Consider the following 23,392-nt stretch of genomic DNA (forward strand, 5'->3'; position numbering starts at 1 on the left):
CACCTGCTCCACCGCCGGCAAGCGCCAATCCGGCTGACCTGGACCGGTGCCGATCAGGTGCAGCGTGCCGCGCGACCGACCGAACTCGACCGACTCGAACACACCGCTCTGCCGCGTTGCCACCGCACAGGTAGCCCGTGCAGACTTGCATTTCTCGACCACCAGACGCCCCGCGGGCCCGACCGCTGCGAGGGCGGCCGCCTCGGCCACACCCGGCACGCCCACCTCGGCTGCGACAATCGCCGACGGGTTGGCCAGACGCGGCGCCTCGGCAGCGAGGGCCTCGCGTGAGAAAAACCGTGCCGGCACGCCGAGTTCCGCAGCCAGCGCATGGACCGCGGGTTCGTCGGACTTGAGGTCGAGCGACGTCACCGCGGCGATCGCGTGGCGCGAAATGCCGTGCGCCGCGAGCGTGTCGAGCGCCAGGGTGCGCAGCTCCTCGGCCGAGCAACCGCGCTCACAGCCGACACCGAGAACGTGATCGAGCGGTGCGTAGTGCAACTCACCACGCTCGGACGGCAACGCCTCCGAGGTCACGGTGATGCCCAGCGTGCCGTCGCCGCGCGGCAGGCTGTCGCCGCCTTCGCCCACCACTGGCGGTGCATCGCTGTCGTGGCGCAGGGGTTCCCCCGCCAGCAGCCGGGACACCGCGTTCGGATAGTGCTCGGGGGTGGCAAGGCGGTAGCCCGCACGTGGCTCGTCGAGCGCCACGCCGAGGGTGACATCCGCCGCCGTGGTGATCGCCGCGTGTCCGCCCAACGCGGAGGCGAGGTCGCGGGCGAGTGCGTTTGCCCCCCGGTGGCCACCGATCAACGGCACCACGCTCGATCCGTCGCTGGCGACCGCCAGCACCGGAGGTTCGCGGTGTTTGTCCGCAAGCGCAGGGCCGAGACACCGCATCAGGATGCCACTGGAGCACACGCCGACGATGCGCACGCCCTCGCGGTAGAGCTGGGGCAACAGCACACTGGCAAGCTCGAAGGCCTCGTCACAGTGCCGCACGCGATTGACGCGGCCGTAGACACGCGCTTCCGGCAAGGCGGTCTGCAGCTGCCGCACTGTGGGCTCGGCGATGTTCGCCAGGGTGACAATAGCGGTTCTCACACCGGCTCACTCCGTCGTCGGTTCACTTGTATCAGGGAAAAATACGGTGCGGTGACGTCGCCGAGTTCGGCGAGTGGCAAGCAGGCTTGCTGTGCCGTGCCCAGCCGTTCCATGTAGGTCGCGTGCGCGGTCAAACCCACTTCGGCGATGACGCCGCGCACCTTCTCGAGGTGACGTCCCACCTTCATGAACACCACGTTGTCGTGCGACGCCAGCAGCGCGACCAGCCGGTCACGCGGCAGTGGGGCGGGCGCGACAGCAAAGGTTTCAGACAGCGAGGCGAGCGGCGTCGACGCCGTTGCGCCACCGGCCATGATCGAGGACACGCCCGGCACTACGACACAGGGATGCTGCGCCACCATCCGACTGTGCAGGTACATGAAGCTGCCGTAGAAGAAGGGGTCACCTTCGCAGAGCACCACAACACTGTCCCCGGCATCAAGGGCAGCGCCCAGCGTGCGCGCCGCGTCGTCGTAGATCGATTGCACCGGAAAGCGGTCGGTCTTCATCGGGATGGTGATCGCGTACTCGCGTGTGCCCTCAGGCACGAACTCGGCGACGATCTGGCGCGCGAAACTCGGGCCGGTGTCGGGGGCCGGATAGGCGATCAGCGAGGCCGCGCGAATCAAACGCAACGCCTTGAGCGTCAGCAGTTCCGGATCGCCAGGCCCGACCCCGACGCCGTACAGTGTGCCCGCCACGTTCGTCTCAGCCATGCCAGGGAATCCCGTAGAGCGCCGCACCGCCGATCAGCACGTAGGCCACGGTGCGAAAGAGCTTCTCCCGCTCGGGGTCGAAGAGCCTCGCCCCGGTCCAGCAGGCGAGCATGTAGGGCGGTATCAACAGCACCCCGAGCAACAGCGGCTCGAGCGCAAGCATGCCGAAGCCGGCGAAGGCCGCGAAAACGATGGCGTCAAAGATCAGCAGGTAGAGGTTCACCGTGGCGCGCACCTCGGCGGCCCTTCCCGGCCCGCTCATGTACAGCAGGATCACCGGCGGCCCGGGCACACCGGCCACACCGCCGAGCAAACCGCCCAGAGCGCCGACCCCGACCACACCGGGCGGTTGCAGGTAGTGCGCGTAACGCCACCCCGAGACCAACACGGCGAGCAGCACGCCCGCAAGCAACGACGTGCCCCAGCGAAAGGCGGTTGGGTCAACGTCAGCCAAGAGCCAGACGCCAACAGGCACGCCGACGCACAAGCCCAACGCGAGCATCACGAGGTCAGGGCGGCGGGCGCTGCGCACCGATTCGGGCACCAGCGGCAGCGGCCCGATGAGGTCGTACACCAAGATCGTCATGACCACCCACACCGGCGGTATCACCAGCCCCGCAAGCGGCACGTAGACCAGCGCCGTGCCGAAGCCGGCAAAACCCCGCACAAGCCCGGCGAGGCCGACGGCGAAGCTCAACCACAGCAAATCAGACCCGCTCACGCTGGGCAGCCAGGTTTCAATCACGCCGGGCCCCGTCGTGCTGCGCGCGGTCCGCGGACGGCGCCGGCAGCCGCGTCCAGCACCACTGCAACACCGCCATCGACGGCTGCAGGGCGGTGTACCGCCCGACCGCCTGACTCGTCGAGACCATCAACCGTTCGAGATCGCCGCCGTGTCGTGCCTGCGCGGCCACCAACGCGGCCTCGGACGCCAATGTGACGGCGTTGGCCACCAACCGCCCGCCGACCGGCAAGGCCTCGATGCACCGCGCGATCAGCGCGAGCGCGCGCGCGGTGTCATCCGTACCGCCGTCGCCCCGCCACTGGGTCAGGCCGCCGCCGACGAAGATGGCCGAGGGGGGTGGCAAGCGGTCGATCACGTCCGCGGTGTCACTGGCGTACACCGCGAGTTGAGGGGTTCCCAGCGCCACGCGGTTGTGCTCGAGCATGCCGACCCTCGCCGGGTTGCGCTCGACCGCACAGGCCAGCACGGTGCCGGCCGGCGGCGTGCCGGGGGACAGGGCGAGCGCGGCACGCACCCACTCGATCGCCACCGAACCGCAGCCGGCACCGAGGTCCCACAGACACTGGCCGGGCAGCGGCCGCAACTTGGCCAGGGTCGCCGCCCGCACACTCCGTTTGGTCAATTGGCCGTCGTGGGCGAACGCCTCGTCCGGCAAGCCTGGCATCGCACCGACGGCGGTGTGCTGCACGGTGTCCGGCACATCGAGCGCCACCAGGTTGAGTTCGGCGTAGCACCCGATGCCGTCAGCCGGCGACAACCAGGCGCTGCTGGCCTGCCGTGGCCCGCCGAGGTGCTCGAACACCCGCAGCCGCACCGCGTCGAGTTTCAAGTCACGCAATCGCGCGGCTATCTCTCTCGGGGCGTCGGCGCCGTCGCTCAACAGCAACAGCCTGGCACCGGGGTAGCACCAAACAGCGAGCATGGCCAGGTCGTGTGCGTGCAGGCTGCGGCAGTGGGTCTGCTCGAGGGGCCACGACAGCGCCGCGGCTGCGAGGCTGAAAGCACCGACCGCTGGCACGACCGTCACCGCGTCGCCGCCATAACGCGCAATCAGTGTGGTAGCGATGCCGTGCCACTGCGGTTCGCCACTGGCGAGCACCACGACCGATTGACTGCCCCGCGCATCGAGACGTGCGAAGCTGTCCTGCAGCGGCCGCGACCACGGCACCCGCTCGACGGCTGGCAACGCGGCGTCAAGCAACTCGAAATGGCGCGCACCACCGAGCACCCAATCGGCGCCGGCCAGCGCGTCGCGCGCGCGCACGCTCAGGGCCGCATCGCCCGCTTCGGTGACCCCCACGACGGTGATCGGCGCGTTCAAGGCGCAGCGCCCAGCCGCGCCGCGACGGCGTTGACCACGGCACTGGCGACCGCGGACCCACCGAGGCGACCGCGCACGGTGACAAACGGCAGACCGAGCGCCTCGGCGTCCTCCGCAAGGGCAGCCTTGGACTCCGCGGCGCCCACGAAACCCACCGGGATGCCGATGACCGCCGCCGGCGACGGCCAACCGGCGTGCAGGCCCTCCAGCAGGGCAAACAGCGCGGTGGGTGCATTGCCAATCAGCACCACCGCACCGGCGAGTTCGTCGCGCCAGAGTTCGACGGCGGCGGCCGAGCGCGTCGTGCCCAATCGGTTTGCCAACGCCGGCACATCGGAGTGTGTCAGGCAGCACCGGGGGGCGCTCGCGGCCGTCGGCAGGATCCGCTCGATCACGCCGCGACGCACCATCTCGCAGTCGCAGAAGATCGGCGCCCCCGCGCGCAGCGCGCGCTCCACCGCCGGCACGAAACCGCCGCCAAACACCACATCATCGGCGATCGGCACGTGGCCGCAGGCGTGTACCATCCGCACGGCGATGTCGGCTTCGGCCGCATCGAAGCGCGCCAGATTGGCCTCGCGGCGCACGGTCGCAAAGCTCTCGCTGTAGATGGCCGCGGGGTCGCGCGCGTATTCGTAGCGGCTCATGCGGCGCGCCGCACGAGGCTGTCGAGTGCGCGGCTCTCGCCACCGAGCTGCGTGGCCAGGCGTCGGGCGTGGCCACCGGCGCCGCCGAGCGTGTCGACCACGGTCACAGCGCAACCCGGGTCAGGCAGTGTCTGTCGAGGCACCCGACCGTCGGTGAACAGCCAGAGTTGCCTGTCGGTGGCGTCACCGGCGGCGCGGTGCACGAGTTCGCGGACCGCGGCAAGCCCAGCCGCCAACGGCGTGCCCCCGCCGCCCTGAACGACCCGCACGCACAGTGGCGTCCGTTTGGGCGCGCGGCCGAGCGGCACCAGGGTCTCGACCCCGTCGCCACCGAACCGCAGCACAGCGATGTCACGGCGTTGCCAATACGCCTGGCGGACCAGGTCGGCTACCGCGCCCTGGGTGCGCGCGAGCACGCCACCGCGCAGCATGGACGCTGAACAATCGAGCAAGACAATCCAGGCACCGCCTTGTTTTCGATACCGCGCACGGTGGCGAATTGCCTCGATCGAGGTCGGCACGCCGCCCGCGTGACGCAGGGTGCTGGCCCAGGCCACGGCGGCGCCGGTCTCGACCCGGCGCGCTGCACCCGCGCGGTCGCGCGTGGCGGCAGTCTGCCCGCGCGCTCCCCGCCCGACACGGGCCTCCGCGCGCGCAGAGTCACCGTCTCGCGCCAACGATGGCACGCTGGCAGCCACCGCTGCGCTGTCCGGCCGCGTCGATTGCCGGCTGTCGTTCGGCCGCCGCCCGGTCGGTGGCTCGGGTGGCTGCTCCGGCAACCGGTGGCGCAAGGCCAAATCACGTGTCACGGCGAGGTCGTCGTCTTCAACCCGCGAACGGCCGTGGAGCGCCGCGTGGGCACGCGCTGCTGCCAGCCAGGCCAGGTCCCCGCGCAAGCCGTCAACGCCGGCGTCGGCACAGGCCACCGCCACGCGTTCACACATGTGTGCCACGGCCACCGCGGCCAAACCCGCCCGCGCTGCACGCAAGCGGGCCCGCGCCGCGTCTTCCGCGGCGGCGTGCTCGGCGGCAAAGCGTGCGCCGTCGTGTTGCGCCTGAAGGCGTTGGTGCAACACGGCGCTGCGCTCGCGCGGGTCCGTCGGCGTGAGCACGTCGACGCACAGACCGAAGCGGTCGAGCAATTGAGGCCGCAAGTCGCCCTCATCCGGGTTCATCGTGCCGACCAGCACGAAGGCCGCATCGAAACGCCGGCTCACGCCTTCGCGCTCCACCTGCACAACCCCGGACGCCGCGGCGTCGAGCAACAGGTCGACAAGGTGGTCCGGCAGGAGATTGACCTCGTCGGCATACAGTACGCCGCCGTCGGCACGCGCGAGCAAGCCCGGTTCGGCGCGCACGTGCTTGTCCTGCAACACCGCTTGCAGGTCGAGCGACCCGACCAGTTTGTCCTCGTCCGCGCCCAACGGAAGGTCGACGAAGGGCGCGCCGTCCAGCCAGGCCGCCAGCCCACGGGCCATCGAGGATTTCGCGGTGCCACGCGGGCCACGCAACAGCACACCGCCAAGGCTCGGGTCGATGGCCGCGAGTTGCAGCGCGAGCTTTGCCTCCGCTTGCCCGACGACGGCGCTCAGAGGCAGCCTCACCACGCCCTGCCCTGCCGCGCTGGGTTCACGGGATTCGGCTCAAAAGGCACTGGGATTCGGCAACGCATGGTTGCTCCGCACGGCCAGCTGGACGGCTGGCCGCATCTGACTGAAACACCCCGTCCAGAGTTACACGGCACACAGGCAGGTTTCCTGGCTCGGCGTCTCCGGCGTTGCGCGCCTTCCCAGGCCAAAGCCCAGTGGCACATGCGCAATCCTCAGCCTGACAGTCGCGGGGGCGGCACGGGATTTCCACCCGTTTCCCTCTCAGCCACCAACGGGGTTGGGGCCACCTGATGCAAGCCGTCTAGTATATCGCCCGCGCCCACTCCCGAGCCAGAACCGCGCACCGGGGCGGCGTTGTCAAACCGACACCCACTTGGCGCAGGACGACGGGAGTCCGACTCCCCCATCCCGTTGTTGCGGCACCGGGTTCTCACCCCAGCGGGCGGCTATCGGGCACAGCAGCCGACCGCCGCCGTTCACGCGCCCAGATCACGAGACCAGCCGCGATCACCGTGCCGGCACCCACCAGCGTCGCCACGTCGGGCACGTGGCCGAACACGGTGTAGCTCCAGAAGCCCATGAACGGCAGCAAGCTGTAGAGAAACGGCGACAGGACACTCGCCGGCGCGTGCGCGTGCGCACGCGTCATGATCTCGTGACCCACCCAGGCGAGCCCGCCCACGCCAAGCAACAGGGCCCAGTCGAGCCCGTTGTCGGGTGATTGCCAGACCGACAGCGTGACCGGCCCAAGCGCCAGCACGCCGAGCAGTCCGGTGTAGAGCTGTTGTGCCTCGGGCGAGACGCGGCCGGCGAGCTTCCGGGTCAGCAGCGTGTAGCCTGCAAACGACAAGGCCGTCGCCAACGACAACACCATGGCCCAGTGAAACTGCGCGGAGAACGGGCGCATCGCGATCAGCACCCCCACGAAACCCACGGCCACCGCGCCCCAGCGCCACGGCCCAACCCGCTCACCCAGCACGGGTCCGGACAGTGCGCAGACAATCAACGGCACGGTGAACATGATCGTGGCCGTCAGCGTGAGCGGCAAGTAGCGAATGGCGATGAAGTTCAGCACGGTGCTCGCCAGAATGCACAGCGCGCGCAGCACCACCAGCGCCCGTTCGGACGGCGCCACGTGCACCGCCCGTTGGCCGTGACGCACGACGACGGCGAGTGAGAGCACGGCGTGCCCGGCGTAGCGCATGAACGCGAGCTGAACTGCGGCAAAGCCAACTGCACTCAACCACTTGACGCTCGCGTCGACGCCCGAGAACAGGAAATAGGCGCAGAGCATCAGCCCGATCGCAAACACCACGCGGTCGGGCCCGCGCTGCGCTATTGCGTGCACCGCGGCACGTCCCGGTGGGGGCAGATCAGTCCGGCGCGAGTGTGTCGATCAGAGTCGACACCATACGGTCACCCGCTCCGGCGTCGACCGCTGCCTCGATCAGGCCGCGCGCCGCCGACCCGGTCTGCGACGTCAGCCCCGCGTCGGCCGCCATGTCGGTGGCGTAGCGCACGTCCTTGCGGGCGTTGACCAGACTGAACGCGAGCGCCTCGGGGTTGCCCTTCAGGGCGTACTCGGCGACGAAGCCCATCATGCCGGAGTGGTTGGGCCCGGCGGCGACCACGTCGTAAAACTGCTTGCGGTCGATGCCAAGGCCGTCACACAGCGCAAACGCCTCCGCTGTGGCCGAGGCAACGGTCATACCGAACAGGTTGTTCAGCAGCTTGATCGTGTGGCCGGTGCCGAGGGCACCGAGGTGAAAGACGTTTTCACCCACCACGTCGAACACGGGTTTGACGCGGTCAAACACCGCCTCGTCGCCCGACGCCATGATGTTGAGCTTGCCTTCGCGTGCGTGGCTTGGCGTGCGACCGAGCGGCGCGTCGAGCATGTGGCCGCCGGCCGCTGCAACGTCGGCGCCGAGCGCCCGCGTCGACCCCGGCAAGGACGTGCCGAAATCGACCACGACAGCGTCATTTTGCAAGCCTGCAATCACCCCGTCGTCGCCGCGCATGCGCGACTCGACGGACGCGGATGTGTCGACGCACAGCATGATCAGGTCGCAGGACTCGGCGAGGGCGCGCGCGCTGCCGTACTCGACCGCCCCGCGTGCCACGGCGGCGTCGACCGCCGTCCGGCTGCGGTTGGCAACCACGCCGAGCGCGAGTCCGGCACCTTGCAGGCACTCGACCATCGCCGACCCCATGAGGCCAAGACCAATAAAACCGATTCGCTCAAAAGACATAGGGGGCTTCCAGTTGGGTGTCGGGCGCACGGATCCGCGCGTGGGTCGCGCCGCGTGCATTCGAGAAATTGCGAATGCCTATTCTACCGCGTCGACCCGATGCTGCGCCGCCCTTTTGCGCCGCAGCGCCTCAGCGGGAGCACACGATGGCGGCCTGGGGTTGTGCGCGGCCGTAGCCGGTCACACCGTCGCGCCGATCTGCCAGGGCACGAACTCGAAGTCACCGAGCCCATAGGCTTCGGAGTGGGACGGATCACCGGAGGCCACTTCGAGCAACCGCGCGTAAATTTCACGGCCCACCGTCTCGACCGGCAGGTTCTCGCTCAGCACGCGCCCCGCATCGATGTCCATGTCATCTTGTTGCCGCGCATAGAGCTGACTGTTAGTGGACACTTTGATGCACGGTGCCGGCTTGGACCCGAAGGCGGACCCGCGCCCGGTTGTGAACACAACGAGGTTGCAGCCACCCGCGATCTGACCGGTCACGGACACCGGGTCATAACCGGGTGAGTCCATGAAGGCAAAGCCCGGTTCTGTGACCGCTTCGCCGTACTGATACACGCCGGTCAATTGCGTCGTGCCGCCCTTGGCAGCCGCGCCGAGGGATTTCTCCAATATCGTTGTCAAGCCACCTTTCTTGTTACCCGGGCTCGGGTTGTTGTCGAGGCTGCCCCCGTTGCGCGCCGTGTAGTCCTCCCACCAGCGGATGCGGTCGAGCAGCTTCTCACCGACGTCGCGGTTCACGGCGCGGCGCGTCAGCAGGTGCTCGGCCCCGTAGATTTCCGGTGTTTCAGCGAGCACACCGGTGCCGCCCTGCGCCGCGAGCAGGTCGACGGCATAGCCAAGCGCGGGGTTTGCTGTGACGCCAGACCAGGCGTCCGAGCCACCGCACTGCAGCGCGACTTGGAGATCGGATGCCGGACAGGATTCGCGTGCCACCGCGTTGGCGAGCGGCAACATCTCGCGCACCAGCGCCACCCCGCGCTCGACTGTCGCCCTGAGGCCGTTGCAATCCTGAATGTTCATGGCCTGAAACAGGGGTCCGGATTGCAAGCCGTAGCGCTCGAGCAGCGTGTCGATCTGCAACATCTCGCACCCGAGGCCGACCAACAGCACGCCCGCGTGGTTCGGGTGCTGCGCGTACCCGTGCATGACACGGCTCAAGGCCTCGAAGCTCTCTTTGCCGGACATGCCACAGCCGGTGCCGTGCACGTAGGCGACCACCCCGTCAACGTTCGGGTAGGCACCGAGATCCGCGTCGGTGAAGGCCTGCGCGATGTACCGCGCCGCAGTGGCCGAACAGTTCACTGACGTCAGTACCGCAATGTAGTTGCGCGTGCCGACCTTGCCGTTTGCGCGGCGGTACCCCTGGAAGGTGTCGACACGGTCGGGCGCAGCGGGTGCAATGGCGTCGGTGGCGAAATCGTAGGCCGTCGACACCGGCTGGAAATCGAGGTTGTGCGTGTGCACGTGGCTGCCCGCTTCGATGGCCCCGTTGGCCGTGCCGATGCGTTGCGCGTATTTGTACAACGGCGCGCCGTCGGCGATGTGTTGCGTCGCCACCTTGTGGCCTTGGGGCACGTCGTCGCGCAGCGTCAGCCCGTTGATGACGCTGCCTGCGGCCCCGTCTTCGGTCAGGGTGATCACGTTGTCCTGCTCGGACAGTCGCACAAAGGCGTCCATGTTCGGTCTCCGGGTTGCCCAGCGTCAGGCGCAGGCGGGTGTGTTGCCGTCCCAGCGGTGAATGGGAATGTGTGGCTGTTGCGCCAGCCGGTCGCGCGCAGCTCGCCAGGCGTCGCGCATCGCCTCCCAGTGCGCGACCGGCGTGTGATTCACACTGCGCACAACGAAACTCGGAAAATGCGCGCGGCCGCTCGGTTCGCCCAGGCGGTGGTAGCGCAGGTCGAAAGACCATCGTATCCCGGTGCTCCGGTTCGGCAGCGAGGCGTGCGGTGTCGAGGGGTGCAGGACCACCAGCGACCCCGCCGGCACCGGCAGCGGGCGGGCACGGTCCATGTCGAGCAGGCTCGCCGGAATGTGGGTCTGTCCGGCCGGACAGTGGTCGATCAGGCCATCGTCGACGGGCCCCGGGACGACCGTGAGACAGCCGTTCTCGACCGTGGCATCGGTCATCGCCACCCAAACGGTCACCATGGGGGTCCGGTCGGCGTCGGCGTGCGCCACGCCCCGATCCTGGTGCCAGGCCGTGAGCCCCACGTGGGCGCGGTCTTCGGTCGAGGCGAGCTCGTCGGCGGGCGGCTTCAGGCGCACGTGCTGAATCGGGTTGAGCGCGAGTTCGGGGCCAATCAACGCGGCGGCGACGTCGAGCAGCGTCGGGTGCGTCATGAGATCGAACACCGCCGGCCCGATGTGAAACGGCGTGTCCGCGTCGATCTCACCGCCTGGCAAGGAGATGTCGAGGGGCTGAAACCAGTCCACGCCGCCCTGGTGCAGCGCCCGCAACCGGGACAGGAACCCGCCCACCGGCGGCGCAGCCAGCTGCCTCCGCGCCAGCGCGCTGCCGACCAGCGGGTCCAGGAGACGGTCGTACTCGGCCTCGACCCGGTCCAACAGCGTCGGTTCGACGCACGCCGGCACCACAAGGTAGCCATCGCGTTCGAACGCCGTGCGTTGTGCATCGCTCAACATGGGGACGGTCTCCGCTTGCAAGACCCCCAGTATATCGCCCCACGGCGACGCGAACGGCCCTGGCGCGTGCGTCGCCACCACACGGCACGCCCGGTCGGTGTAGGGGTTTACCCTGATCTGAACTCGTGCACCGAGGGGGCATCCGAGACAGAGCCCCACTCGAGGATCGCGATATGTCTCATCTCATCCCAAGCCCGCGTTGGGCTCTGGTGGTCGCCACGTTGGGCAGTTCCCTGTTCGCCGCCACGGTTGGCCATGCCGCCGATGACACCATGGCCAAGCCCGACCCCCTGCCCGCATACGTGATCGAGCAGTTCGGCCCGCCGCCATCGGCCCGGGGCACCGTCGACGACGACACGCTGGTGCAGCACCTGCAGACAGCCTTCATCGACAGTGTGGTCGACAGCACCTGGCGCGAGCCGCAGGAAGCCGCCCTCGATGCCCTTGTCGCATCCGGCGACCCTCGGGTCGTGTGGCCGATGAGCGACTTGATGCGCTTCGTCGGCAACTCGGGTCTGAACGCGGTGCTGGCCGATGCGGCGTCGCAGCTTCTCGGCATCCAGTACCCGGACGGCAACATCTGGGGCAGCACCACCGACCACCTGATGGCGTGGCGTATCCCCGAGCCGCCGAACTACCTCGAGACCAAGCGCGCCATCTTCACCAACCTGGTGCCGGGCTGGGACAAGCTGTTCGTGCCCGGGGACATCGACTGGCGCCACGTCTCCTGGGGCGGCGTTCTGATCGACGACCGCGCCTTTGACGAGACCGACGAGCTGTGCAATTGCATCCCGGCGGCGGACAACCCGGACGTCACTGACGTGGCCGGCGCCGCGTGGCTGTCCGACGACGCCATCGTGTTCGGCCTCTCGGTCAACGGCACGCACCGGGCGTACCCCCGCCGCATCATGGAAGTGCGTGAGATGGTCAACGACACCCTGGGCGGCCGTGACTTCGGCATCCCCTACTGCACGCTCTGCGGCGCCGCGCAGGCCTACTACACCGACGAGGTGCCCGAGGGCGTTGCGCGCCCGGTGCTGCGCACGTCCGGCCTGCTGATTCGCTCGAACAAGGTGATGTACGACATCGAGACCCACTCCATTTTTGACACCTTCAAGGGCACCGCCGTCACCGGACCGCTGGCAGAGCAAGGCATCTCCCTGCGCCAGGCCAGCATGGTCACCACGACCTGGGGCGCCTGGCGCGATGCGCACCCCGACACCACGGTGCTGGCCGAGCACCTGGCGCTCGGTCGCGATTTCGACTTCCGCAACAACCGCGATGCCAACGGACCGATCTTTCCGGTCGGCGACACCGACCCGCGGCTGCCCGTTCACGAGGACGTGGTCGGGGTGATCAACGCCGCCGGACAACCCATCGCGTTTCAACGCAGCAACGCGATCGCCAGCCTGACGCGCGGCGAAACCGTCGTGGTCGACGGTGTCCACCTCACCCTCGACGGCGGCGGCGTTCGCGCAGTCGACGCGGACGGCACGGACCTCGGCAGCCACCAGGCCTTCTGGTTCGCCTGGTCGCAGTTCCACCCCGACACCCTGCTCTGGCCGATGTGAACACGCGGCGCACTGCCGCGTCGACTCAGTCGCCGTGGCAGGCGTCGTACGCTGACACCAGCGCGCGCGCCAACTGGGCCGTGTCGGTCGCGCTCTGGCCGGGTCGGTAGATCGCACTGCCCACACCGAAGCCGGTGGCCCCGGCCGCCAGCCACTCGCCAAGGTTTGCTGCCGACACCCCACCGACGGCGTAGACGCGCGTCTCCGGTGGCAACACGGCACGCAACGCGCGGATACCCCGCGGCTGCACCAGCTCGGCAGGAAACACTTTCAGGAGACTGGCCCCGGCCTGCAACGCCTGAAAGCACTCACTCGGACTGAACACACCCGGGCAGCTTTGCAGTCCGCGACTGACCGTGGCGTCGATAACCGCCGTGTCGCAGTTCGGCGAGACGATGAAGGTCCCGCCCGCCGACGCGACCGCGTCCACCTCGTCGGCGCGCAACACCGTGCCCGCGCCGATCTGTGCACGCCTGTCAAACGCGCGCGAGAGCCGCTCGATCGACACCAGTGGTTCCGGCGAATTGAGCGGCACTTCGATCTGGGTGACGCCCGCGTCGATCAACGCCGACCCAACGGCTTCGACCGCATCGGGCGTCACGCCCCGCAAGATCGCCATGAGTTCGCGCATGGGTCAATCCCCGTCGGTTTGGCGTGCCAGGGCCAAGCCGGCCAGCACGCAGTCGGTGGGGTCGTGCACGACACTGTCGACCTCGATCAGGGCCAGCGCGCGTGCGTATCGCTGAGCGAGCTCGAGCTCACCGATCAGGTGCACCGTGCCGTGTTGCCGGCACGACGACGCCATCGAGCCGATCTCGACACCGATCAGCCAACCCGACAAACGTGCCAACGCCGCATCGGCCGCGAGGCCATTGAGCAGCGCCTCGGCCCGCAACCGGAACGCGGCGGTCAACACGTGTCCGGGGGCGTCGAGGGCGTCCCGCACAGCCGCCTCGAACGCGGCCGTGTCGAACAGGCCCGCACGCGACACCGTCAGCCGCAGCACGGTGTGGTGCCGAAACGCGGCGAAGGCCTCGCCGGTCAACGCCGTCGTGAAGGCGGCCACGCGGCCGCCACGCACCGTGACCCATTTGCTGTGGCTGCCGGGCAGGCAGACAAGAGCGTCTGTGGTACCGGAGGTCACCAGCCCCGCGACCTGGGTCTCCTCACCGCGCATGACGTCGGCCGGTGTGCGTTGCGCCAAGCCCGGCACCACACGCACCGGCGAGCCGTTCAGTTGCCCGATTTCTGTCAACTCTTCTACGGCGAGTGGCGCCTGCCCCACCGCCCGGTAGGGCACTTCCTGCCACCCGCCGCGCGCGCCGAGCATGCCACAACACAGGACCGGCACACCGGGATGCGCGCTCAACCACGTACCCACAGCCCGCTCCAGCACCGCGGGAAAGTCGGCCGGTTGCAAGCCGCCCATGCCGGCGTCGTTCGTCACGGCACCCAGCACACCCCCGTGCCGACCAACCGCCCAGGCACGCAGACGACTCGTGCCCCAATCCACCGCCACGTGCGACAGCGCGTCGGTGGCGAGCACCGTGGTACCACCCTCAGAGGGCATAGCGCTCGAGCATCGCGCGGTCGGGGGTCACACCGAGGCCGGGGCCGTTCGGCACGGCGACGGTGCCGCCGTGGTCTTTCACCTGCTGTTGAATGCTCAGCGGCTCGCGCAGCAGCTCGTCGCGAAACCGATTGTCGGTGGTGTCGAACTCCAGCCAGGGCTCGCGCGCGAAAAGACCACCGGGCACCGGCGGCATCGCCGCGAGCAGGTGCAGGTTGGTGGCCACCGCAACCGCGGACCCCCACACGTGGTTGACCACCGGCGTGAGGTGGCTGTGCGCCATGCCCAGCACCCGCTGAAATTCGCTGATGCCGCCAAGCGCACAGACTTCCGTTTGCGCGATGTCGACACAGCCGCGCGACAGCAGTTCGCGCCATCCCCAGCGCGAAAATTCCGCCTCGCCACCGGCGATGTGGGTGTCGAGCCGGTCGCGCAAGTGCCGGTATCCGTCGAGGTCCTCCGGCGCCACGGGCTCCTCGAACCAGTAGGCCCGCAGCTGGTCGAGCGCACGACCCACCGTCAGCGCGTCGTGCGCCGTGTAGCAGTGGTTCGCATCGACCATGAAATCGAAATCGTCGCCGACGCCAGCGCGCACGGCCTCGCACAGGCGGATGTCATCGCGCGCGCCGAGACCGACTTTCATCTTGGTGGCGACAAAGCCGGCGTCACGGATCGCCGCGGCCTCGTCGCGGAACCGCGCGCAGTGCTCGGCCGTCGACTCGCGTTTGAGCATCATGCCGTAGCCGTACACCGGGACCCGCTCGCGGAAGGGCCCACCGAGCAGCCGGTGAACCGGTTGGTCGACGATCTTGCCGAAGAGATCCCACAGCGCGATGTCGACACCCGACAAGGCCTGCAGGGGCATGCCCTTCTGGCCGTGGTCGCGCAGAAGGTTGTAGACGCGGTGCCAGAGCACCTCGCGCGCCATCGGGTCCTCGCCGAGCAACAGCGGCTGAATCACCTGCTCGACGATCGCCTTGTTGGCTACCGCCACGTTGCCCGGCCCGAAACACTCGCCCCACCCCGTCAGCCCGGCGTCGGTTTCCACCTCGACAAGGTGCGCTGTCCGACGCGCGTAGTACTGCTGCGAGTAGCCGAGCTCTTCAGGCAGGTCGTAGCCGAGCACGTGGCTCGTGATGCGTGTGATTTTCAATGGCCCGCCCGCTCCCACACCGGCCAAACACACCGTGAAGCGTCGCTGCTCGGTGCCTCTGCAGCGTGACGAGATGACGACCGCGCTGAGGCGTGCCCTGTTGAGCACGAGGCAAGGCGGCGGCGACAAAAAAACGGACCGGGCTGACGCATCGATTTACTCACGGCAAATGGGCATGTTGACTGACACCGCCAACGCTGAGTCGTGCGGTCCGGCGGTCCGGCGGTCCGGCCAACAGAAGGCGCCTCTGCGTTTTCCTACCGCAGCATCATGGTCAGCTCGGGGAAAAACAGCACCGCCGTCAGGATCACGAGCTGCAGCAGGATGAACGGCAGGAAGCCCCGAAAGATCTGCGGCAAGGTGATGTGCGAGGGTGCAACGGACTTGAGGTAGAAGGCCGCGGGTCCGAACGGTGGCGACAGGAAACTCACCTGCATGTTGATGCAGAAAAGGATGCCGAACCAGACGGGGATGAAGGAGCGCGCGTCGACCAGCGGCGAGAACATGCCAAGGTCCGCCACCGGCAACTTCAACACGATCGGCAGGAACACCGGCATGACGAGCAACACGATGCCGACCCAGTCCATGAACGCCCCGAGAAACAGGAAGATCAGCATCATCATCAACAACACGCCGAGCGTCGGCAGTTCGGCACCGACGATCAGGTTGGCGACGTAGGTCGGGCCACCGGCTATCGTGTAGGCGCCGGCCAGCGCCGTGGCCCCGAAGGTGACCCAGATGATCGTGCCGGTGGATTTGAAGGTCCGCATCAGGGCTTCGTGCACGAGGTTGAAGGAGAACTCGCCGCGGAAGATGATCAGCACCAGCACCGCGATGCAGCCCATGCCCGCCGCTTCGGTGATGCCCGTGATGCCGCCGTAGATCGAGCCGAGGACCACAAACACCACCAACAGCGGCGCCACCAGGCCCTTGCCGATGCGCCACGCCTCGCGGACGCGGGCCGGTCCCATGACAAACAGCAGGTACGCCAACAGCACGCCTGCACCGATCAGCGCCTGGGTAACAAAGGCGTTGCTGACCATCGAGGTGTCGTCTTCGATGCGATCGAAGTACTGCAGGAACACCGCGCGCACGACCAGCAGTACCAGACCGCCCGTGACCAGCAACGAGATCAGGATCGAGCCGTTGATGAGCTTGGCGCGCCCGTCCATGTCGTCGGGGTTTGGCTCGGACAAGGGCGCGAGGTCCGGGTTGATGCGCGTGCGGATGATGATGTACACCATGTACAAGCCGGCCAACATGAAGCCCGGTACGAACGCGGCCTTGAACAACGCGTGGATCGACGTCTCCGTGATCAGCCCGTACATGATCAGCACGATCGAGGGCGGGATCATGGTGCCGAGCGACCCGGACGCGCAGATGGTGCCGATCGCCAGGTTCTGGTTGTAGCCAAGCCGCAGCATCTGCGGCAACGCGATCAGGCCGAGCAACACCACTTCACCGCCGATGATGCCGGACATCGCCGCCATCACCACGGCCATCACCGAGGTCACCAGCGCGATGCCGCCGCGGGTGCGGTTCAGCCAGAGGCTCAGGCTGCTGTACATGTCGCGCGCGATGCCGGAGCGCTCCAGCAAGGTCGCCATGAAGATGAACAGCGGCACCGATATGAGCACGTAGTCGGTGGTGAGCCCGTACATGCGCTGCGCGAGAATGCTGAGCGGGCCGCGGCCGAAGTCGCGAAACAGCAGGTCCGGCCCGAACTTCATGACCAGCACCGCAACCGCCAGAATGCCCGAGGCGAACCCGAGCGGCATGCCGATGGCGAGGAGCACCAGCATGCCAATCAGCAAGACCAGTGAGATGGTTCCGATATCCATGGCTGTCAGTCCCGGCTGTCGCTGTCAATGGATTGGGCGCGCCGGATCTCCTCGATCTCGGACACCCACTCTTCGTCGGCAATGCCGGGTTGGTCTTCCTTGCCCCAGTCCATGATCAGGTTTGACACCGCCTGGACAGTGACGAACACCATCGTGATGAGAATCAGGGGCTGTGATATCGCAGGGATGGGCGGTGCCCAGGCCGAGTCGTAACGCTCCCAGGTCAGGAAGGCCTTGACCGCTTCGTTGTAGCCGCCCCAGATCGTGGTGAAGGCCCAGACGACGATGAGCACCGCCGAGACGATGTCGAACACCCGCCGCAGCCAGAGCGGCACGATGTCGTACAGGAGCGTGATGCGGATGTGCGAGCGCTGTTGCATGGCGTAGACGCCGGCCGACAGGTAGATCCAGCCGCCCATCCACAGGCTCATCTCGTTGACCCAGATCGTCGGCTTCTCCAGCACGTAGCGCATGAAGACCTCATACACAATCATGGTGACGATCAGGGCCGGAAACAGGTACGTGATCCGGCTCAGGCGCCAGTTGATCTGATCAACCCACCCGCGTCTTTCGTGTTCGATCATGCTCAATCCTCGTCATCGGACGCCCGATCCCGACACCGACCGGACCTCTGCGCCGCACGGGCAACGGCGAACGCTGCCGGCCCGTCCGGCTGAAACAAAACAAGCCGGGATCACTCACGCAACCCCGGCTTGCAGTAGCACCCGTCGGTGCCTTACTTCATCAGACCCATGTTGGTCAGGAAGTCGATGTGCGACTCCAGCAGGGCTTTTGCGTCGTCGTTGTCGGCAAACTCGGTCCAGCCGATCTTGACCGCTTCACGGTACTTGCCGAGCTCTTCGGGAGACCACTCGTACAGGTTGACGCCCTTGGCACGAAGGTCCTTCGCGGTTTGCGCGTTCTTCACTTCGTTCGCGGTGGCGTTGCGCAGAGCGAGCGCTTCCATCGCGATCTTCATGATGTGCTGGTGGTGCGCCGGCATGTCATCCCACACGGCCTTGTTACACGCCAGGTGGTCCGCAGGCATGGAGTGGAAGCCCGGGTAGTTGGTGTGCTCGGCGATGTCGTAGAGGCCAAGACCGACGTTGTTGGTCAGGTTGGCCGCATCGGCACCGTCGATGATACCGGTCTCGAGCGCGGTGAAGATCTCGTTGAAATCCATCACGATCGGCGAGGCGCCCATGGCCGCGAAGACCTTGGTTGCCAGGCCCGGCGGAGAGCGGAATTTCCAGTCCTTGAAGTCAGCCACGCCGGCGATCGGCTTGGTTGACGACAGTGACTCGGGGCCCGGGATCCACCAGCCGACGAACTCCATGTCGTACTTGTTGTACAGCGCCTGAACCTTGTCGAAACCGCCAGCGTGCAGCATCCACGCGAGCTGCTGGTAGGGGTTGGTGTAGCCGCCGAGCAGGTCGCCGGCGAACTGGAACGCCGGGTTCTTGCCGGTCTGGTAGCCGCCGCCGGTCATGTCGCAGTCGAGGATGCCGTTGACCGCGGCGTCGAAGGTTTCAACCGACTTGACCACAGACGACGAGTAGAACATCTCGATCTGGATTTCGCCGTTCGACATCTTCTGGACGTCTTCGACCCACTCGGCCGCCATCTGACCGGACAGGGTTTCGGGTGAGAAGTGTGTCTGGATGCGCAACGACGTGGTGTCTGCAACGGCCGCCGTAGACAGTCCGGCAGCCAGCGCAGCCGTGAGCAAAGCGTTCTTGAGTTTCATCAAGCAAAGTCTCCCTGATGGTGCGCGTGGTTGCGCTGTTCTGAAAAAAAGGGTGGTGCCGCTTCTTGTCGTCGACTTGCACGGCACACTATCAGTGCATAACCTGCGAATCAACAAAGTTTCGAAATTTTCTCTTTTTTTCGAATCTCTGGCAGAATCGCCGGGAACGGCCTGCACAGGAGCCACATGGCAAGCCCCGAACCACAACTCGGACCCCCGCAAAGCAGTGCGTTCGAGCGCGTCAAGACCGCGCTCATGACCGGCGGCTTTCACGCGGGCAGCCGGTTGAAAGCCGAGCAGGTCAAGACCCGTTTCGGGCTCAGCGCCAGCGCTGCGCGCGAGATCCTGTTGCGTCTGACCGGCGAGGGTCTGCTGGTGCAAGAGGAGAACCGCGGTTTCCACGTGCCCGAGGTATCGATGCGGTCGCTCAACGACGCGATGGAATTGCGCTCGCTGCTCGAGTGCGCCTGTGTTGAAGGTTCGATTGCGCACGGCGACGTCGAATGGGAAGCACGCCTGACAGCCGCCCACCACAAGCTCGCACACGTCGAGCAGAAGATGCGCGAGGCCACGGTGCTCGACCCCTTCATCGAGATCTGGACCCGCACGGACAGCGAGTTCCATGAGACGTTGGCATCCGCGTGCCCGTCGACCACCCTGCGCGCGGCCCGGCTCAACGCGCACGAGCGCTCGCGCATGCACGCCATTTCCATCCTGCCCACCTACGGCTTCCGCGAACGCACCGTGCCCGAACACGCCGACATCCTCGCCAGCGCCCTCGCACGCGACACACCGCGCTGTCAGGCGGCCATCCGCGCGCACTTCCATGCGCTGGGCGAAGATGCCAACCTTCGGGGCCTGGCATAGCGACACCGAACGAGGTAACCCCCATGACTGAGCACGGCGACGCAGGCACGCGCATCCTGATCCTCGGCGGTGCCGGCATGCTCGGTCAGAAGCTGCTGCAACACCTCGCGACGCACGGCCTGCCCGGGCAGGCAATCGAATCGGTCTGTCTCTACGACATCGTCGAGCCCGCCGCACCGGAGGGCCTGCCCTTCTCGGTCAGCACGCGCACGGGCGCCCTGCACACGGCGGGCGAGGCCGACTGGCTGGCCGCGCAGCGCGCCGACGCGGTGTTCCACCTGGCCGCGATTGTCTCAGGCGACGCCGAGCGGCACTTCGATCGCGGTTGGGACATCAACGCCCGCAGCAGCTGGGCGCTGCTCGAGGCCCTGCGCAACGAGCACCTCGCCAGCGACGGCAGCTACCGCCCACGCCTGGTGTTCGCCTCGAGCATCGCGGTGTTCGGCGCGCCGTTCCCGGACAAGATCGGCGACGACTTCCACGCCACCCCGTTGACGTCCTACGGGTCGCAGAAGGCCATGACGGAGTTGCAGGTCGCCGACTACAGCCGCAAAGGATTCGTCGACGGCATCAGCGTCCGTTTGCCCACGGTCACGGTGCGCCCGGGGAAGGCCAACCTCGCCGCCTCCTCGTTCTTCTCGAGCATCATCCGCGAGCCGCTCAACGGCCAGCGTGCCGTGTTGCCGGTCGACGACTCGGTGCGCCATTGGCACGCGTCACCGCGCTCGGCGGCGGGCTTTCTGGCCCACGCTGCCACCCTCGCCCAAGCCGACCTCGGCGGTCGCCCGACGCTCAACATGCCCGGCTATTCCTGTACCGTTGCCGAGCAGATCGAGGCCCTGCGCAGCGTCGCCGGTGGCGACGTGGTCGCGCGCATCGTGCACCAACCGGACCCCGAGGTCGCGGCTATCGTGCACAACTGGCCGCGTAACTTCGACGTCCAGCGCGCGCCGGCACTCGGCTTCCGAAGCGAAGCGAGCTACGAAGACATCATCCGCGTCTACATCGAAGACGACTTGCCCCACCACCCGCCAACCTGAGGAACGCGCCCTGTGACCGAACGACTCGCCGGAAAACGCACCCTGATCACCGCCGCCGGCCAAGGCATCGGTCGCGCCACTGCGCTCGCCATGGCGGCCGAGGGCGCACACGTGATCGCGACCGACATCAGCGCCGACACCCTGGCTGAGCTGGCGCGAGACAGCGAAAACACAATCGAGACCGCGGTGCTCGACGTGCTGGACCCGGCCGCCATCCGCGCGATGCTGCCCGACCTCGCCGCGGACGTGCTGTTCAACTGCGCTGGCGTGGTGCACCACGGCAGCCTGCTGGACGCGACCGACGAAGACCTCGACTTCGCGATCGACCTCAACATCCGCGCCATGTGGCACACCTGTCGCGCTGTGCTGCCGGGCATGCTCGAGCGCGGCACCGGCTCGATCATCAACATGTCGTCGGTGCTGTCATCCGTGATCAGCGCGCCGAACCGCTGCGTCTACACGGTCACCAAGGCCGCCGTGGTCGGGCTGACCAAGTCGATCGCCCACGAGTACGTGACACAGGGCATTCGTTGCAACGCGATCTGCCCCGGCACCGTCGACAGCCCGTCGTTCCGCGAGCGGGTTGCCGCGACTGGCGACGCGGTGCAAGGCATGAAGGATTTCGTCGCCCGGCAGCCCATGGGACGGGTCGGCAAGGCCGAGGAAATCGCGGCGCTCGCGGTCTACCTCGCCTCGGAGGAAAGCGCGTTTACCACCGGCCAGGCCCTGGTCATCGACGGGGGCTGGACTTCGTGAGCGACGCCGAGCGGCCGCTGCGCTCGCGCGCCTGGTTCAACAACCCCGACGACCCGGAGATGACGGCGCTCTACCTCGAGCGGTACCTGAACTACGGCCTGACGCGCGAGGAACTGCAGGGCGGAAAACCCATCATCGGCATCGCGCAGACCGGCTCAGACCTGTCGCCCTGCAACCGCCACCACGTCGAGTTGGCCCGTCGCGTGCGCGACGGGGTGATCGAGGCGGGCGGCACCGTGATCGAGATTCCGGTGCACCCGATCCAGGAGACCGGCAAGCGCCCGACCGCGATGCTCGACCGCAACCTCGCCTACCTGTCGCTGGTCGAGTCGCTCTACGGCTACCCGATCGACGGCGTGGTGCTGAACATCGGCTGCGACAAGACCACCCCCGCCCTGCTGATGGCGGCTGCGACCGTCGACATCCCGGCCATCGCGCACTCGGTCGGGCCGATGTTGAACGGGTTCTACCGCGGCGAGCGCACCGGAAGTGGCACCATCGTCTGGAAAGCGCGGCAACTGCTCGCCGCCGGCGACATCGACGACAACGGCTTTACCGACCTGGTGGCCTCCAGCGCGACCTCGGTCGGCTACTGCAACACCATGGGGACAGCCACCACGATGAACTCGCTGGCCGAGGCCCTCGGCATGCAGTTGCCGGGGGCGGCCGCGATCCCCGCACCCTACCGCGAGCGCGGTCAGATGGCCTACCGCACTGGCCAGCGCATCGTCGAGATGGTGCGTGCCGACCGCAAACCGTCCGACGTGATGACCCGCGAGGCCTTCGAGAACGCCATCGTCGTCAACTCCGCGATCGGCGGCTCGACCAACGCACCGATTCACCTCAACGCGATTGCGCGCCACATCGGTGTGCCACTCGACAACGACGACTGGCAGCGCCTCGGGCTCGACATCCCGTTGCTGGTCAACCTGCAGCCGGCCGGCAGCTACCTCGGCGAGGACTACCACCGCGCCGGGGGCGTCCCGGCGGTGATCGCGGAGTTGCTCGAGGCGAACCTCCTGCCCCACCCGGACGCGCTGACTGTCAACGGCCGCAGCCTGGCCGACAATTGCCGTGGCGCCGAGATCATCAGCCCGGATGTCATTCACAGGGCTGCAACGCCACTTCAGCAGCAGGCCGGCTTCGTCAACCTGCGCGGTAACCTGTTCGATTCGGCGATCATGAAGCTCAGCGTGATCACACCGGAGTTTCGGGCGCGCTATCTCGAGAACGCCGACGACCCCAATGCCTTTGAAGGGCGCGCCATCGTGTTTGACGGGCCCGAGGATTTTCACCGGCGGATCGACGACCCGGCCTTGCAGATCGACGCCGACTGCCTGCTGGTGATGCGCGGCGCCGGACCGATCGGCTACCCCGGGGGGGCAGAGGTCGTCAACATGCGCCCGCCCGACTACCTGATCAAACAGGGCATCAGCGCTCTGCCGTGCATCGGCGACGGGCGTCAGTCGGGCACCTCCGGGTCGCCGTCGATCCTCAACGCGTCTCCGGAAGCCGCTGACGGTGGCGGGCTTGCGCTGCTGCAGACCGGCGACCGCGTGCGCATCGACCTCAACGCCGGCACCGCCGACATGCTGCTCGACACCGCGACGCTCGACGCACGGCGCGCGGCGCTGGACGCGGCCGGGGGCTACCAGAGCCCGGCGGACCAGACACCCTGGCAACGCCTGTTCCGGCGCGAGGTCCGACCTTTCAGCGAGGGCATGGTGCTCGGCGACGCGCCCGATTTCAAACGCATCGCGGCGGGCAGCCTGCCGCGCAACAACCACTGATGGAAGTCCACCC

General features: G+C 67.6%; 21 protein-coding genes and 1 riboswitch. Of the genes, 5 read left to right on the forward strand and 16 right to left on the reverse strand.

Features of this window, described 5'->3' with window-relative positions; all coding sequences use genetic code 11:
- The 10 genes from AAGA11_13150 to AAGA11_13195 all read right to left on the reverse strand — a co-directional run.
- Positions 1-1,104: cobalamin biosynthesis protein (locus AAGA11_13150; protein MEM9603806.1), on the reverse strand; the 1,104-nt coding region annotated here is incomplete at its 3' end.
- Entirely contained in the window at positions 1,101-1,820 is a 720-nt protein-coding gene (gene cobI / locus AAGA11_13155; GenBank protein MEM9603807.1) for a precorrin-2 C(20)-methyltransferase, read from the reverse strand. The genes cobI and AAGA11_13150, both read right to left, overlap by 4 nt.
- Positions 1,813-2,541 (reverse strand): sulfite exporter TauE/SafE family protein, encoded by a 729-nt coding sequence (locus AAGA11_13160; protein MEM9603808.1) that lies wholly within the window; start codon positions 2,539-2,541, stop codon positions 1,813-1,815. Before AAGA11_13160 ends, cobI begins: the two co-directional genes overlap by 8 nt.
- Positions 2,542-2,557: 16 nt before the next feature.
- Positions 2,558-3,886, reverse strand: a complete 1,329-nt coding sequence (gene cbiE / locus AAGA11_13165; GenBank protein ID MEM9603809.1) for a precorrin-6y C5,15-methyltransferase (decarboxylating) subunit CbiE — start codon at positions 3,884-3,886, stop codon at positions 2,558-2,560.
- On the reverse strand, positions 3,883-4,533 hold the full coding sequence (locus AAGA11_13170; GenBank protein MEM9603810.1) for a precorrin-8X methylmutase: 651 nt from the start codon (positions 4,531-4,533) through the stop codon (positions 3,883-3,885). The genes cbiE and AAGA11_13170 overlap by 4 nt, the downstream gene beginning before the upstream one ends.
- Complete coding sequence (locus tag AAGA11_13175) at positions 4,530-6,137, reverse strand: ATP-binding protein (GenBank protein ID MEM9603811.1); 1,608 nt, start codon at positions 6,135-6,137, stop codon at positions 4,530-4,532. Before AAGA11_13175 ends, AAGA11_13170 begins: the two co-directional genes overlap by 4 nt.
- 125 nt (positions 6,138-6,262) lie before the next feature.
- Positions 6,263-6,449: riboswitch (cobalamin riboswitch) on the reverse strand.
- Between the two features lie 124 nt (positions 6,450-6,573).
- Entirely contained in the window at positions 6,574-7,491 is a 918-nt protein-coding gene (locus AAGA11_13180) for a DMT family transporter (protein MEM9603812.1), read from the reverse strand.
- A 25-nt stretch (positions 7,492-7,516) separates the two neighbouring features.
- Complete coding sequence (locus tag AAGA11_13185) at positions 7,517-8,395, reverse strand: NAD(P)-dependent oxidoreductase (protein MEM9603813.1); 879 nt, start codon at positions 8,393-8,395, stop codon at positions 7,517-7,519.
- Positions 8,396-8,575: 180 nt separating this feature from the next.
- On the reverse strand, positions 8,576-10,078 hold the full coding sequence (locus AAGA11_13190) for an altronate dehydratase family protein (protein MEM9603814.1): 1,503 nt from the start codon (positions 10,076-10,078) through the stop codon (positions 8,576-8,578).
- Between the two features lie 24 nt (positions 10,079-10,102).
- Positions 10,103-11,044: a phytanoyl-CoA dioxygenase family protein gene (locus AAGA11_13195; GenBank protein ID MEM9603815.1), complete on the reverse strand. Its 942-nt coding sequence runs from the start codon at positions 11,042-11,044 to the stop codon at positions 10,103-10,105.
- A gap of 173 nt (positions 11,045-11,217) precedes the next feature.
- Here AAGA11_13195 and AAGA11_13200 point away from each other — a divergent pair, with 173 nt between their 5' ends.
- The gene (locus tag AAGA11_13200; protein ID MEM9603816.1) at positions 11,218-12,615 is read left to right on the forward strand and encodes a DUF3179 domain-containing (seleno)protein; all 1,398 of its coding nucleotides are present in this window, start codon (positions 11,218-11,220) and stop codon (positions 12,613-12,615) included.
- Positions 12,616-12,640: 25 nt separating this feature from the next.
- On the opposite strand, the gene AAGA11_13205 is transcribed toward AAGA11_13200, so the two are convergent.
- From AAGA11_13205 to AAGA11_13230, 6 genes are all read right to left on the reverse strand, one after another.
- Positions 12,641-13,246: a 2-dehydro-3-deoxy-6-phosphogalactonate aldolase gene (locus tag AAGA11_13205; protein ID MEM9603817.1), complete on the reverse strand. Its 606-nt coding sequence runs from the start codon at positions 13,244-13,246 to the stop codon at positions 12,641-12,643.
- Between the two features lie 3 nt (positions 13,247-13,249).
- A complete protein-coding gene (locus AAGA11_13210; protein ID MEM9603818.1) occupies positions 13,250-14,161 on the reverse strand; it encodes a 2-dehydro-3-deoxygalactonokinase in 912 nt (303 codons plus the stop codon).
- A gap of 13 nt (positions 14,162-14,174) precedes the next feature.
- Positions 14,175-15,338, reverse strand: a complete 1,164-nt coding sequence (locus AAGA11_13215) for a mandelate racemase/muconate lactonizing enzyme family protein (protein ID MEM9603819.1) — start codon at positions 15,336-15,338, stop codon at positions 14,175-14,177.
- A 257-nt stretch (positions 15,339-15,595) separates the two neighbouring features.
- Entirely contained in the window at positions 15,596-17,179 is a 1,584-nt protein-coding gene (locus tag AAGA11_13220; protein MEM9603820.1) for a TRAP transporter large permease subunit, read from the reverse strand.
- 5 nt (positions 17,180-17,184) lie between these two features.
- Positions 17,185-17,763 (reverse strand): TRAP transporter small permease, encoded by a 579-nt coding sequence (locus AAGA11_13225; protein ID MEM9603821.1) that lies wholly within the window; start codon positions 17,761-17,763, stop codon positions 17,185-17,187.
- A gap of 152 nt (positions 17,764-17,915) precedes the next feature.
- Positions 17,916-18,926 (reverse strand): TRAP transporter substrate-binding protein, encoded by a 1,011-nt coding sequence (locus AAGA11_13230; protein MEM9603822.1) that lies wholly within the window; start codon positions 18,924-18,926, stop codon positions 17,916-17,918.
- Positions 18,927-19,112: 186 nt separating this feature from the next.
- Between AAGA11_13230 and AAGA11_13235 the strand changes: the two genes are divergently transcribed.
- The 4 genes from AAGA11_13235 to AAGA11_13250 are packed head-to-tail and all read left to right on the forward strand — an operon-like array spanning position 19,113 to position 23,379.
- Complete coding sequence (locus AAGA11_13235; GenBank protein ID MEM9603823.1) at positions 19,113-19,793, forward strand: GntR family transcriptional regulator; 681 nt, start codon at positions 19,113-19,115, stop codon at positions 19,791-19,793.
- Between the two features lie 23 nt (positions 19,794-19,816).
- Positions 19,817-20,833 carry a D-erythronate dehydrogenase gene (gene denD, locus AAGA11_13240; GenBank protein ID MEM9603824.1) on the forward strand — a complete coding sequence of 339 codons (1,017 nt, stop codon included), beginning with the start codon at positions 19,817-19,819 and terminating at the stop codon, positions 20,831-20,833.
- A gap of 12 nt (positions 20,834-20,845) precedes the next feature.
- Positions 20,846-21,589, forward strand: a complete 744-nt coding sequence (locus AAGA11_13245; protein MEM9603825.1) for an SDR family oxidoreductase — start codon at positions 20,846-20,848, stop codon at positions 21,587-21,589.
- The gene (locus AAGA11_13250) at positions 21,586-23,379 is read left to right on the forward strand and encodes an IlvD/Edd family dehydratase (protein MEM9603826.1); all 1,794 of its coding nucleotides are present in this window, start codon (positions 21,586-21,588) and stop codon (positions 23,377-23,379) included. The genes AAGA11_13245 and AAGA11_13250 overlap by 4 nt, the downstream gene beginning before the upstream one ends.
- The last annotated feature ends 13 nt before the right edge of the window (positions 23,380-23,392 follow it).

Source organism: Pseudomonadota bacterium (genome assembly GCA_039196715.1).
Classification (GTDB): Bacteria; Pseudomonadota; Gammaproteobacteria; order CALCKW01; family CALCKW01; genus CALCKW01.